A 14,089-nucleotide genomic window follows, 5' to 3' on the forward strand; every position below is an offset into this window, starting at 1 on the left:
TACTAAAATGAAAAATTGTTACATGTTTTGTGTTGAGTTAACTCCATAAAAAAACCGTTTCAATATTGGAAACGGGTCTCTCATTCATAACAATTATGAAAATTTATAATTGCTTTACTTCAATTATTTTTTTTATATAGCGTACAAGCTCTCCTTTATCAATTCCTTTTGGCCCCTTCACTAAGAGAGTTTCTGCAATGTCATCTATACTAGCTTTTTTCTCAGTGTATGATAAAACGATATGGTCTACAAAACTATCTATAAGTTCTTTGTATTCTGCTGCTTTGGCTATAGCTTGCTTATCTTTATTTATTATTTTTTTACGTTCTCTATCTGTACGTTCTATAGTAAGATACATTTCGTCTACTGCTATTTTTGATACTAAAGATGCATCTACTTCCCCAGTTTTTTTACAATATGCACAATCACCAGGAGCCCAATATAGTTCCTTATCTAATCGTATAATATCTGCTTCGTTTACATGACCTTTGCCTAAACATCGTGGACATTCAATTTTTGGAGTTATTTCCTTTTTCTTGAATAAGTTATTAAAAATTCCCATGGAGTAATAATTTATATATAGACTTATGCATACACCCTTAACTGATGCATTAAATATAATACGAATTTTAGAATTATTTCTGAGCAAGAAGTATGGTATGCATTTCGCTCGTTTTCTCAGAACGTTTGTAGGGTACTTCCATATGTTCTATTAATTGGAATCCTTGCGTTGTTAGCATGTTTTTTACATCAAGTATATTGTGATAATAAAAATAGGTACGATCGCCTGTACTGCCTGTTATAAAGCCAGAATCTTTATAATTACCCCCAACAAAACTTAAATAGAGTATTCCATCTTGACGAAGTAGGGCATAGGAATTTTGAATGAATTTTGCAGTATCTGAATCAGAAAGATAGGGGAGTGTAAACCCACACATAATCCCATCATAAGTATCTTTTAGTGTATCCAATGCTCGACAATCTAATATTTGCACAGTAGCGCTAGGATTGTTTTCCTTGGTAAGCGCTATCATATTTTCAGCAACATCGGTAGCTGTGATACGATACGTTGGGTGACGATCTAGAAGGTACTTTGTAATGTTCCCAGGACCACAGCCTATTTCTAAAATAGAAGCATTCTGCCTTTTAATAGAAGCGCAAAAAAGATCATAAGATGCATTATAAATGTCAAGTTCCATAAACATTTCTTGGTAACATTGTGCTAGTGTATTCCAAGTGTTGAATGTCTCTTGATATTTATCCATAGACTAATGTGTTATTACAGTTTGTTAATATACGCTTTCGCGAAAGCGAACTTAACAACCTTCCCATTTACTCAACCACCAATTGCATAGACTTCGCGCCCTGTGATGTAATAACCTGTACTAGATACAGACCAGATGAAAGGTCAAACGGAATTTGTGTAGTCCCATTAAACGTTGAGGTTACTACTTCCTGACCTAACATGGTATACATACGAATCGTCCCAGACAGATTAGGTGCTTGAAGCATAATCTGATTTTTAGCTGGATTAGGATAGATTGCAATATTTTGTAGCTGTGTTTCATCGACGTTTAATGGGTTTGTCCAGGTTTCTCCTGCTTGATCTCCCCAGATAAATTCGGCTAGATCCGGAAGGTCTATAAACGGATTACGATTAAACTGCCACGTATATATTACATTGTTTCTATTAAGTTCATAATCATCTGCCGGGTCATTGCGATACCATTCTAATAAAAGATCAAGATCTCCTAGTTCACCTACAGTACTATTAGGTGGATCTCCAGCAACAACATCAATTCCATTATAACGTATTACTAAAAAGAAAATCCCTCTAGCAACATCACCTTGCCAACTTCCTTGGTGTCCGTCTGGTCCTGAATATTCTCCATAATCTTGATTCCCACGCGAACTATTTTCTGGTCCATCAGTAGCACGTATTCCATGAGCATCACTATTGGCGTGACGTAAAGAATCTGCTTTTGTAGTAAAGAAGACATCAACCCCATCTGCAACATCATCTGCATCTATATCATTAAAACCACCACGAGATCGAGGATACGTGTGCTCCCTGTTCCAAAGACCTACGTTACTACCTCCTGAGGTTTGAAAATCTAATTTAGGACGTTGTTGTTCTGTATATAATAACCACACTTGATTACTATTAAGCGGACTCTGATCTGCTTCTTTCAAAATATCAACAACATCTGCATAGGTTTGCGCACGTACCACATCTGGATCTGCAATGAGATCTTGTATAGCTTGTACGAGTTCATCTCCTGCTAGACCGTCCAAAGAATCATAATAACCATCTGGTTGGGTACTTTCTACTTGATCAAATGTAGGATTAAGTGGTGTTCCCCAGGCAGCGACTGTAAAGTCATTGTCTAAAATTCTAACTTCGGTATTATCATTTAACCTATTAAAACCTTCTGGTAATGTTCCAAAAGTGATTTGCATAACTTCATCACCTTCATCATCACTATCATCTATAAGTTGGATAGTAGCTGTTGCTGTGTTTGATCCATTAGGAATCGTGACCATCGTCGATCCCGAAAAATCATTGGTGTCAAAAGTTCCGTTAGTAAGTGTGAAGTCAAATGTAAGATCTTCGGTTACACTTTCTTGAGATGTAAATACGATGTCTAGAGATTCTCCTTCTGTATATTCACTATTTACTGTAAATCCGACTCCATTAAAAGGGATTCCTGATCCGTCATTTAAGACACCAGGTGTAGGAGGCCCTACAAAATAGGTTCCATCATTGTTACGTTGTATAGATTCTGTAGATTGGTTTCCGTTTTGACCTTCATTGATTTGCTCGGTTAGTCCTAATAAACCTAATAAAACAGTATCATCTGCATCATTAGTATCATAGGCAATTGCATCTACAAGATTTCCTGTTGTAGCTATTGTTCCATCAGGAAATTCAGAACCATTTGCTTGGTAAATTCCAATAGCATCGGCTCCATTCTGGATGGTATTATCAAATAAGATAAAATCACCTACAGGAGATACTTCATTATTAGAAATTAATAAGATTCCGTTGACGTCTGTTGTAAATCCGTCCAGATCTAATGCAAAATAACTAGAATCATTACCTCCTGTTGAACCATTAAAGAGGACAAGAACATATCCATTTAAAGAAAATTGAGGAGTATCTGATTTTAATTCTATAAACTCCATAGTATCTGTACTTGGAGTATCTGAATCTACTTCGTTTATAACGATTTGAGCTTGAAGGTTACTAAAAAGACATAGTAAACAAGCACTTAAGGTAAGTTGAATGGTGCGCATATACAAATGTAACGCGATTCTGTGGCTTGTATTTAATGTTCGTGTTATTTTTTTTAACAGAAGTAATTTTTTAACGCTGTAGTATGTGTTCAAAACATGTTTGAGCACTTTGTACGGCTCCTTCCATATAGCCCCCATATATTTGCGCAGTTTCAGAACCTGCTATATAGTAGCGATCATTATAATAAGTATTCTTATAGATCGCTTGTCCATTATTTTGATGAGGTAGCACATAATTTTCATACGGAGTAGAGGTATATTTTTGATCTTTCCAGATTGTTTCTTCATAAGAAAGATAGGATAGCGCTTCTTCTCCAAAAGAACGTTTGAGCTGTTCAAAAACAGCAATTTTTCTAGCTTCTTTTGTCTGACTAGAAAGTGAACTATCTAAAAAACCTTTTAAAGCAAATTTGTTTTGCTCGCTATTTGAATGATCATACATTTCTGTAATGGGACCGACATTGCTAAAAAGTGTTCCAGACCAGTCCTGATCCTTCCAAAATGCACGATTATATGAAATTCCAAATTTTATAGATTCTCCCATCCAAGTATGTGTCTTTTTTGAAATAGCAGAAAGGTTCTCAGGTAGTTTAGGTTCAAATTGTATGGTATTAACCAATAGGTTAGGAGGTAAGGTTGTTACCACTTTTGATGCTGTAAAGACATTGTTTTGTGTCGTTACTTTAAACTGTGTTTCTTGCGCTTCTATTTTGGTAACTACGGTATTGAGTTGTAATTCTTCTGAGGTAAATGGCTCTGCAAGTTTTTTAATCAATGAAATGCTTCCTCCTTGTATTCTGTAACTAGGACTTTCATTAGGAGGTAAAGCTACTTCATAAGCAGGAGATAACGAAGTAGGTTCATACCAAGCTTTACCATCCATATATTGAGGGTATATAGGAATATGTAGTTCTTTTAAGAGCTGTACAAGTGCTTTATGTTGTAAACCTAACCAAGTGGCACCCATCTCTATAGGTGTTTCTTGATTAGAAAGATAGGTATGTATACGACCACCTATACGATCTCTAGCTTCTAGTATAATGACAGGAATTCCTTGTTGTTTGAGTTTGTAAGCAAGTAATAGCCCTGTTAATCCAGCGCCTATAATAAGGACATTCTTTTTCATAAGCCAAAGCTATAAAAGCTTTTCAAAACAGACACTATTTTCTACCCCTATATATTGTCCATAATTTGGGATACGATAATATCCATTCTTCTCGTATAATGCAATGGCTTCTGGCTGTCGTATTCCAGTTTCTAGAACACACCTTTTATTCCCTAATTCTTTTGCCCAAATTTCTAGTGCTTGTAGTAGTTGAGAAGCAATCCCTTTCCCTCTTTGTGAGGTCAAGACGTACATTCTTTTTACCTCTACAGTTGTTGGGTCAAAGGTCTTTATTGCGCCACATCCCACAGCTTTGGTTGCTATATATGTAACGATACAATGCGTAAGAACATCTATATTATTAAACTGATGATAAAAAGCATGTTCATCCCCATCACGTTGTGCAAGTTCTCCATCTAGGTATTGCACTAAAGCAACAAAATCAGGATGTTCAGAGGTTGTTCTAGTAGGGATCATATATTATTTTACATGCACAGCCGTTCCTATTACCGTGATCATTGTAACGCCGGTAGTGCTCATTAATTCAACATCTACAGAAATTCCAATAATAGCATTAGCTTGTTTTGCTTCAGCTTGTTGTTTAAGTTTTTCAAAAGCACTTTCCTTGGCATCTTCGAGTCCATTCTCATAGTTTTCATAGTACTTTTTACTATTAAATATGTCTTTAAAGGTCATCCCTTTTGTTCCATGGTTAGACGTATAGGTCGTTCCCATAATGACACCTAAGTAATTAGATACTTCTTTTCCTTCTATGCTATTTGTTGTTGTTATGATCATGAATGTTGTTTTCAATATTAGTATCGTTTTTACAAAGATGTTACAGATGTTTTATACGCTTTCGCGAAAGCGTATACAGCTACATCATCTATTATAAGGATATTCTTGTATCCAGTGATAACCGCGATTCATAAGAGGAAAATCTTTTTTGGTCAAAATTTTGGTTTCACAATCGATAGTATCATTTTTATGAATTCCTTGAAAACGCATCGTAGAGTCGGTTGTACGTGTATACTTCATGGTATATACTTTTGTAGAATCACTAAAATTAGTCCACGTAAGTTTTTGTGTTGTAGTATCTATAACAGAGCTATACCCAAAACGAGTCATATCTGGACGATAAAACTGTACAGAACCTTCCCATTCCATAGATATATAACGCCATGCGACCGTATCTTTAAGGGTAGGAACAATCTCTTCACCATTGGCTTTAAAGTTTGTAACTTCATACAACCCATATAGTGGAGGTTTAGGCGCCGAACGGCCATATAAACTCATAGATTTAATGGTTTCTGATAATGGATAGAAAATTACAAATAACAAAAACACCCATTTTCCTATCGTAGCAAGCTTTTTACGTTTTGAATTTTGAAATGGTTTGAATGTTATTTTAGGTACTGTTGCTTTTAAATCTAAAAGAACGTTTAGTAATTGTTTGATTTTTGGCGAGGCAATAATAATAGCCATCAACCATAATTCTGTCGAAAATAACTTTACAGGGACATCATAAAAATAATTAAATGCCATCACATTGCCCATTACAGCAATGAGAATAAGTCCTCCTAGATATTGTGTGCGGCGATATAATACGAGGATACCGCCTATAACTTCGGCAATTCCAGAAAATATAGTGTATCCAGCAGAAAACCCAATAAAAGTCCATACGAGCCCCATAGGGGACATATCACCTACGGGTTCTAACAATCTATAAAATGAAGGTTCTGAAAACTGCATAGGAATGACTTTACTCCATCCGTATGACATCATATTATACCCTAAGAAATAACGTAATAAAACAACAAACCAGTAACTGAGCTTTGTAAGATCTGGTTTCTTTTTGTCCAATAGTGTCCAAACTGTTGCAATGATAAGTGATAGAATTACAAAAAAGAGAATAAGAACATAATCATAAGTCGTATCACCACTTCCATTAGTAAACACGGTAATTTCTTTTTCTAAATGCAAGACGTTTTTTGCAAACCAAGGAATAATAGTCTGATAGAAATTTGAAAACCATGTATTTATAAAGCCTAAGAATGGAATGTAGCTTAAAGGGAATGGAAGAATAAGTAAAGTAAAAAAGCTACCAATAAAACGAAAAAGGAAACGATTTTTAATAAACATAGATGATTGATTGATGAATAGTTGAAAACTAAAATAAATGTTTTTAGGCATTTATTTTAAAAATTAACGTTTTACTAACCTGTGTGAGAAAGAAGTACCCTATTTATGATCTTTGTTGTAGGACATCTATCTTGTATATATACAGGCGAGATACTATTTTATTTAAGAAAAACATTTTTTATTGTAACAAATTCTAAACATACTCGTCTCCCTAGTAACTAACCGATAATTAATGGATCAGAAATCATTCATAACACTTGTAAATCCTTTTAAAGATAAAATATATCGTGTGGCCAAGCGATTACTTGTCTCTGAAGATGAAGCACAAGATGCAACTCAGGAAATCCTGATGCGATTATGGGTCAAACGATCCCAAATGAAGCAGTATCGAAGTGTCGAGGCATTTGCGATGACAATGACAAAAAACTATTGTTACGACTTATTAAAGGCAAAACGAAATAATAACCTTAGAATAGTACATAGCAATTATGAAGATCATTCTCGTAATACTGGTAGACAAATAGATGCAGCAAACGAAGTTGAATGGGTATATATATTAATGAAAGAATTACCCGAGCAACAACAGTTAATATTACAGTTAAGAGACATTGAACAATTTGATAATTCAGAAATTGCAGCGATGTTAGAAATGAATGAAACAGCAGTCCGTGTCGCATTGTCACGAGCTAGAAAGACCATAAGAGAAGGATTAATTAAAAAACAAAACTATGGAATCCAATAAAGTTGAGCAGTTACTGGAAGCCTATTTTGAGGGAGCTACAACGCTTTTGCAAGAAGAGCAATTACGGACTTATTTTAAAGGAAGTAACGTAGCACCACATTTAGAAAGCTATATAGGAATGTTTTCTGCATTTGCACTAGCAAAAGAAGAAACCCTTGATGTACCTATCCAACTACCAAAACAAAAGAAGAAAATCAATTATCGATGGCTTTCTGGAGTAGCAGCTGTAGCTGTTTTAGCTATAGGACTTGCTGTTCAGTTTATAAATAAAGATAATGATAATGAAATATTTACAACCTATGCAAGCGAAGAAGTAGCTGTACAAAAGACAAAACAGGCTTTAGGATTTATGGGTAAAATGTTTAGTGAGAGCACTGCACAGCTGGGTACAGTGAAGGAATTTAATACAACAACCAGCAGCTTTTTTAAACAATAAAAAATATAAAAATGAAAACAATAGTATTTGTAGCAATAATGTTAGTATCATCAGTATCGATGATCGCACAGAGTCAGTTTGATAAATTTGAATCTATGAAGGGAGTCTCTTCTATGGTGATGAATCAAAAGATGTTTAAACTACTGAGTAAAGTAGACCTTAACTCGTCAGATCCAGAAATGAAAGCATATATCGAATTGGTAAATAATTTAGAAAATGTAAAAATGTTTACCACAACAAAATCTGATATAGCATCTCAAATGAATACGACTATGAAGGGATATATATCTTCTTCTAGTCTTGAAGAACTTATGAGAGCTACCGATGATGGTAAAAATGTAAAGTTTTATTACAAACCAGGAAGTAATGAAGATTATGTAAAAGAATTTGTAATGTTCCTCAATGGAGATATAGACGGAGAAGAACGAACTGTATTCTTCCAAGTAACTGGGAATATTGATTTAAAACAAATTTCAAAACTAGCACAAGAATTAGACTTTAAAGGTAGTGATGCTCTTAAAGATGTAGACAAAGTAAAAAAAGGATAAACCATGAAAGCAATATTTAAAATAGTAGCAATTGCACTCGTTGCTTGCACCAGCCTTATAAGCTGTAATAATGGAGAAACCCTACAAGAGTATTATGTAGCAAATCAAGAAAACGGAGATTTTATCTTAGTTGATGTGCCTACAAGCTTAATAAGCCAAGATTCTAAAGCTCTTGATGAAGAACAAAAGAAAGTACTTAAAACAGTACGTAAGATCAATATTATGGCATTTCCTTTAAAGGATGATAGTACTACAGATCTTCAAACAGAAAAATCAAAAATAACAACAATTCTTGCTAGTGATGATTATGAAGAATTAATGAAAGTAAACTCTGATGAAGGTAATATGAAGCTTTATATGAGAGGAGAGGAAGATGCGATAGACGAAGTCATCGTTTTTGCTTCACAAGATGCTAGAGGATTTGTACTTGCTCGTTTACTTGGAAATGATATGAACATAAGCGATATGATGAATCTTGCGAGTTCAATAGAATCTGGAGATATAGATGTATCTCAGTTTGAAGGAGTGATGGATGTCTTTAATGATAAACAATAATTCCTCAAGATTGCTCTATAAAATGATGAGTAATCGCAGGTAACAACTACGTTATCGATTAGAATGTTAAACAACGAAAAACCTTGCTTGGCGGCAAGGTTTTTTTATTGGTGTTTTTTAAGTAATTGTACTACCTCTATCGTTTGTGAGCCTGGAACATAGTTTGAAGTGCAGATTAATTCCATCTTTTCTTCATCTATATATGATACTTTAAAAGCTCCTCTTAGTAACGCATGTGTGTTCCCGAAATTACAGTCCTTAGGAATATTATTACTACACCCAGCATAGATAATAGAATCTTTTACTTGCCAGTCTCTATATAAACTTCTACCTCTAGGAGTTTTAAACTCTATATCCCCAGATAATGGAAAATGGATATAGGATGACGCTATAGGCGTACTAACCTCTATTTTTGGGGAATCAAGTAACATGGTATCGTTATCTATAACACGGAATAAATAATAAGACATAAGATACCAAGTCCCTTCGACAGCTTCATCAAGCGTACGTTCTTTGTCTATGTTAATTTCTTCTAATATGTAATCTTGCTTTACGTCTCGTTTACACGAAATAAAAAGCGTAGAGGATATTAAAAGAAACACGATTACTTTTAGAAATGATGGTACCGTTATCATGTTCTGTAAAGGAATTTTAATATATAAGAAATAGCAACTATTACTTTCTATCTAATGATAGTTTACCAGCTCCCATAAGTCCTATTGCTATAAAAGCTACTAAGTAAAGAAGCGCTTTTTCTTTTGTCGCTATAGGATCTGCAGCATGTACTACAAAAGCTGCTACTCCCATAGCAATAATAGGAGGAATTGTTGCTAAACGTGTTTTTATTCCTACAATAATAAGTACTGGACAAATAGCTTCTGCAATGACTGTCAAAATAAGCGTTATCATACCACCTAATCCAATAGGATCTGCAAAATCAAAGTCTCCTTGGAGTAATTTCAATAATTTAGGAAAACCATGGGTAAGCATTAAACCTGAAACACCTACACGTAATACTAATAAACCTAGATCTGAGTTCTTTGACATTATTTTGAATTTTGGTTAAAGACATAAAGTTAATAAAAACTATGTATCGACCAATAGTAGTAAAACATTTAATATGTAATCTGTAGTTTATTACAGTACACAAATATTAAAAAAGCTTTAAAATAAAAGTCCCTGCCAATGGCAGGGACTTAGACGTATTATAATCATAAAATACTTAAAATTCGATCAAGTCTACTTACTTCTTGATGAACTTTATAACATTACTGTTGTTTCCGTTTTCTAATCGTAAGAAATAGATTCCAGTACTAAGTGCAGATACATCAACAGTTCTTGATGCAGCATCTTGTAAATCTATCGTTTGGATAATTCTACCTGTAAGATCAATAATTAAAGTTCTTTCGATAGAAATTCCAGATGTATTTGTTATTGTTAATTGATTATCAGTTGGATTAGGGTATACAGAGATTCCTAAATCAGTTTGTGTATTATCATCAGTAGCTAGTACAACTCCGTCTATTGCCCATAATAATGCGTTTCTCATAATTTGAGCACCGTCAGATGTTGTATCCCAAAAATCATCACGAGCATCGATAGATGGTGGATAGAAGTTAAGGAAAACACGTCTTGTGTTTGCAGGTCCTACATTATCATCTCTAATAATAAGTGGACTTCCATCAGGATACTCTACAATTACAGTTGCTCCAGAAGCAATAGTTCCTCCAGTATTGTGGAAAGAAGCAGTTCCTCCATCAAAGTTTGTTACATCTGTAAGAATAGGATCACTTGGCTCTAAGATAGTTCCAAACCCTAAGTTTGCACCATTAGATTGCCCAGAAGCAGAGTATAGCTCATATTGAGTAAATCCTCCAGTAATAGGAACATTAGGCGTAAATGTAGCATCTACAACAGGGCTTCCAGCATCTATATACTGCTCTAGTACATTTCCAAGAGCAACAGGATCTGCGGCACCAGCATCTGTAAATAAATACACAGCATCATAGTTTTGTAATTCTGCTAGTGTAGGAGTACCAGTACTACTTAAAAAAGTATCAGCTCCAATCGTACCAGTTTCTTCTAATTTTTCTTCTACATCAAGAATCCAATCTGGGTTTCCTGGAGAACCAACGATAAGTACAGTGTAATCAGTAAGATTTGCTGTCCATACTAAGGCATTTGCCATAATAGTAGCGCCATCTGATGTTGTATCCCAAAAATCATCACGAGCATCGATAGAAGGTGGGTAGAAATTAAGAAATGCACGTCTTGCGTTTGCAGGACCTACGCCTTCTTGAACAATGATTAATGGCGCTGCAGTTGTGTATTCTGCAATGATAGTAGCTCCAGCAGCAACCGTTCCTCCAGTATTGTGGAAAGAAGCAGTTCCTCCATCAAAACTAGTCACATTGTCTAGGATAGGATGACCAGGATCGTTGATAGTACCAATACCTAAATTTGCACCGTTAGATTGTCCAGAAGCAGAGTATAACTCATAGGCTGTAAATCCTCCAGTAATAGGTACATTAGGTGTAAATGTAGCATCTACTACAGCTCCACCAGCATCTATATACTGTCCTAAAATGTCTCCAAATGCCATTGGATCTGCAGCACCTGCATCTGTAAATACCATGACAGCATCATACGCTTGAACTTCTGCTAATGTTGGCGTACCAGTACTAGTAAGAAATGTATCTGCTGCAACAAGACCTGTTCCGTCTAGTTGAGCTTCAACATCAAGAATCCAATCTGGATTTCCAGGTGAACCTAATACAAGGACAGATGGTATTTCTGCACCACGTGTATCCTCAACACCAAAGTTGTTTTGAATACCAATTGGAAGGTCATTTGAGTTTGTAGTTTCCCCGGTTCCTTGAGCAAAAAGTGCACCACTAATTAATAGGGCACAAAGCATCACTGCTTTTAAAGTAATTTGTTTCATAATTTTATTTTTAGTGAGATAATATGTAGCCAAAACTACACAAATATTAAGATACAAAATAATTTTTACATGAAAATGGGGCATTTGCCCCATTTTATAATTAACCCCGAAACAAGGGGTTATACCCCTTGCATATCACAAAAAGAGTTTTTTGTAAGATATTTCTATTGTCAATTATCCTATAATTAGATAAAAAGACATTTTAAAATGTTAAAGTAATAGTAGACTATTATCTACTTATAAGGATAACTGGTTAGAGTTTTTTGAAAAAGTAAGAAAATTCTTTTAACTAATTATGGTAAAAACACATATTTAGAAATGAACCGATACATTTATGAGCGATATCGTATTGTATAGTAGCCATAAAAAAGCTCCAAATACGATGTCATATTTGGAGCTTTTTATATAGTATTTTTAGTAGAATTATACTTCGGTATCGAGTAAATCTGTAACGACATGATAACGAGGATCATCTACAGCAGTTTCTATAACAGTTTCAAACTTAGGATTTGCTTTTAATAAGAGTGCTTTACACTCAGGACTAAGGTGTGTTAACTTTACCTCTTTGCCTAGATCAAGATACTTATTTGCAATTCCTCGTAGGGCTTCTATCCCAGAATGATCATTAACACGAGATTCTATAAAATCGATTTCAATTTTATCAGGATCATTCTTAGGATCAAATTTTGAATTGAAATTTTGAATAGAACCAAAGAAAAGCGGTCCCCAAATCTCATATACTTTTGTGCCGTCATTTTTAATATGTTTACGAGCACGTATCATTGTTGCATTTTTCCAAGCAAATACAAGTGCACTCATAATGACCCCAGCAATTACTGCAATAGCAAGATCTTGCCATACCGTAATGGCAGATACAGCAATTAATACAATAGCATCTGGAAGTGGAATCTTATTAAGAATTCTAAAACTAGACCAAGCAAAAGTTCCGATAACCACCATAAACATCACACCCACAAGCGCAGCAATAGGTATTTGCTCGATAAGAGGCGCGCCAAATAATATAAAACATAATAATGCTAAAGCAGCTACAGCACCAGAAAGACGTCCACGACCACCAGAATTTACATTAATAATAGACTGACCGATCATTGCACAACCTCCCATACCTCCAAAAAGACCATTTAGGATATTAGCACTCCCTTGAGCGACACACTCACGGTTTCCGCTACCACGTGTCTCTGTCATATCATCTATAAGGTTTAACGTCATTAAAGACTCTATAAGACCTACAGCAGCAAGTAAGAACGCAGTCGTAATAATCAACCATTTATTGGCTATAATCGTATCCAGTACTACAGAATCAAATATTTGAAACTGGAATGTAGGTAATCCACCTTTTAGTCCAGAACCTCCACCATCACGTATAAAAGAACCAACCGTACTCATATCTAAATTTCCAAAAATAACAATCGCAGCAACGACCACAATAGCTACAAGTGCTGCGGGTACTTTCTTTGTCACCTTAGGTAAGAAATACATAATGGCCATAGTAAGTCCTACAAACGCCATCATCATCCAGAATGCACCATTAGAAAAAAGTCCCGAAAACCAACCTCCTGTATTCTTAAAAAATGAGATTCCTTCTGTACCCGTTTCTGGAAATAACCCTAACTGAGATAAGAAGATCACAATCGCAAGACCATTTACAAACCCCATCATGACGGGATGCGGAATCAAACGTACAAATTTTCCTAGTTTAAAAATCCCTGCAGTAATCTGTATCGCTCCTACAAAAAGCAGGGTAATAAATAACCATTGTAACCCTAGATTTTCAATAGGAGTAGCAAGCGCATCACCTACCTCATTTCCCTTTTGGATCATATGTACCATCACTACAGCCATAGCACCAGTAGCACCAGAAATCATCCCCGGACGACCTCCAAAAAGTGCCGTCACAATTCCCATCATAAATGCTCCATATAACCCTACTAACGGATCAATACCAGCTACAAAAGCAAAAGCAACAGCTTCTGGAACCAAAGCCAATGCCACGGTAAGTCCAGAAAGAATATCATCCTTAGGATTGAATGTGAAATTTTTAAATATGCGTTGCATCATGTATTAATTTTAAGCGTGCAAAGATATACTATTCTATCATGAAGCCCTAGTGGAACAGTTTGTTTTTAAGACAACGTTGTAGAGGCTTGGATATATGAAGTCATACGCTTTCGCGAAAGCGTATCATGGATTTGTAGAATATAGAATAAAGAGTATAGCACATATAGATGCTTATCAACAGGCTATGAAATGTTTAAAAAAATAGAGTATCACTCTAATTTAGAGTAGTACTCTATTTTTA

The 14,089-nt window shown here is 35.1% G+C and carries 15 protein-coding genes; 4 read left to right on the forward strand and 11 right to left on the reverse strand.

What is annotated here, in order from left to right; translation table 11 throughout:
• Positions 1 to 103: 103 nt before the first annotated feature.
• The 7 genes from ABJD27_RS00495 to ABJD27_RS00525 form a co-directional block, all read right to left on the reverse strand.
• Positions 104 to 562, reverse strand: coding sequence for a hypothetical protein (locus tag ABJD27_RS00495; protein ID WP_348169853.1), 459 nt, complete (start codon positions 560 to 562; stop codon positions 104 to 106).
• A gap of 73 nt (positions 563 to 635) precedes the next feature.
• A complete protein-coding gene (locus ABJD27_RS00500) occupies positions 636 to 1,265 on the reverse strand; it encodes a class I SAM-dependent methyltransferase (RefSeq protein ID WP_348169850.1) in 630 nt (209 codons plus the stop codon).
• A 67-nt stretch (positions 1,266 to 1,332) separates the two neighbouring features.
• Entirely contained in the window at positions 1,333 to 3,297 is a 1,965-nt protein-coding gene (locus ABJD27_RS00505) for an endonuclease (protein WP_348169847.1), read from the reverse strand.
• A gap of 70 nt (positions 3,298 to 3,367) precedes the next feature.
• Positions 3,368 to 4,423: an NAD(P)/FAD-dependent oxidoreductase gene (locus ABJD27_RS00510; protein ID WP_348169844.1), complete on the reverse strand. Its 1,056-nt coding sequence runs from the start codon at positions 4,421 to 4,423 to the stop codon at positions 3,368 to 3,370.
• A 9-nt stretch (positions 4,424 to 4,432) separates the two neighbouring features.
• The gene (locus ABJD27_RS00515; RefSeq protein WP_348169841.1) at positions 4,433 to 4,879 is read right to left on the reverse strand and encodes a GNAT family N-acetyltransferase; all 447 of its coding nucleotides are present in this window, start codon (positions 4,877 to 4,879) and stop codon (positions 4,433 to 4,435) included.
• A 3-nt stretch (positions 4,880 to 4,882) separates the two neighbouring features.
• Positions 4,883 to 5,200 (reverse strand): heavy metal-binding domain-containing protein, encoded by a 318-nt coding sequence (locus tag ABJD27_RS00520; protein WP_348169838.1) that lies wholly within the window; start codon positions 5,198 to 5,200, stop codon positions 4,883 to 4,885.
• Positions 5,201 to 5,284: 84 nt separating this feature from the next.
• On the reverse strand, positions 5,285 to 6,595 hold the full coding sequence (locus ABJD27_RS00525; protein WP_348169835.1) for a hypothetical protein: 1,311 nt from the start codon (positions 6,593 to 6,595) through the stop codon (positions 5,285 to 5,287).
• Positions 6,596 to 6,776: 181 nt separating this feature from the next.
• Between ABJD27_RS00525 and ABJD27_RS00530 the strand changes: the two genes are divergently transcribed.
• Genes ABJD27_RS00530 through ABJD27_RS00545 form a run of 4 tightly spaced genes read left to right on the forward strand, consistent with a single transcriptional unit; the run spans position 6,777 to position 8,825 of the window.
• Positions 6,777 to 7,286 carry an RNA polymerase sigma factor gene (locus ABJD27_RS00530; protein WP_348169832.1) on the forward strand — a complete coding sequence of 170 codons (510 nt, stop codon included), beginning with the start codon at positions 6,777 to 6,779 and terminating at the stop codon, positions 7,284 to 7,286.
• Positions 7,273 to 7,722, forward strand: a complete 450-nt coding sequence (locus ABJD27_RS00535; RefSeq protein ID WP_348169829.1) for a hypothetical protein — start codon at positions 7,273 to 7,275, stop codon at positions 7,720 to 7,722. The genes ABJD27_RS00530 and ABJD27_RS00535 overlap by 14 nt, the downstream gene beginning before the upstream one ends.
• 11 nt (positions 7,723 to 7,733) lie before the next feature.
• The gene (locus ABJD27_RS00540; protein WP_348169826.1) at positions 7,734 to 8,270 is read left to right on the forward strand and encodes a DUF4252 domain-containing protein; all 537 of its coding nucleotides are present in this window, start codon (positions 7,734 to 7,736) and stop codon (positions 8,268 to 8,270) included.
• Positions 8,271 to 8,273: 3 nt separating this feature from the next.
• Entirely contained in the window at positions 8,274 to 8,825 is a 552-nt protein-coding gene (locus tag ABJD27_RS00545; protein WP_348169823.1) for a DUF4252 domain-containing protein, read from the forward strand.
• A gap of 104 nt (positions 8,826 to 8,929) precedes the next feature.
• Here ABJD27_RS00545 and ABJD27_RS00550 read toward each other — a convergent pair whose 3' ends face one another.
• The 4 genes from ABJD27_RS00550 to ABJD27_RS00565 all read right to left on the reverse strand — a co-directional run bounded on the left by ABJD27_RS00550 (position 8,930) and on the right by ABJD27_RS00565 (position 13,845).
• Positions 8,930 to 9,460, reverse strand: coding sequence for a hypothetical protein (locus ABJD27_RS00550; protein WP_348169820.1), 531 nt, complete (start codon positions 9,458 to 9,460; stop codon positions 8,930 to 8,932).
• Positions 9,461 to 9,500: 40 nt separating this feature from the next.
• Positions 9,501 to 9,872, reverse strand: a complete 372-nt coding sequence (locus ABJD27_RS00555) for a DoxX family protein (RefSeq protein ID WP_348169817.1) — start codon at positions 9,870 to 9,872, stop codon at positions 9,501 to 9,503.
• Between the two features lie 196 nt (positions 9,873 to 10,068).
• Positions 10,069 to 11,769: a T9SS type A sorting domain-containing protein gene (locus ABJD27_RS00560; protein WP_348169814.1), complete on the reverse strand. Its 1,701-nt coding sequence runs from the start codon at positions 11,767 to 11,769 to the stop codon at positions 10,069 to 10,071.
• Between the two features lie 423 nt (positions 11,770 to 12,192).
• Positions 12,193 to 13,845, reverse strand: a complete 1,653-nt coding sequence (locus tag ABJD27_RS00565) for a SulP family inorganic anion transporter (protein ID WP_348169985.1) — start codon at positions 13,843 to 13,845, stop codon at positions 12,193 to 12,195.
• Positions 13,846 to 14,089 lie beyond the last annotated feature (244 nt).

Source organism: Dokdonia sp. (genome assembly GCF_039945015.1).
GTDB lineage: Bacteria > Bacteroidota > Bacteroidia > Flavobacteriales > Flavobacteriaceae > Dokdonia.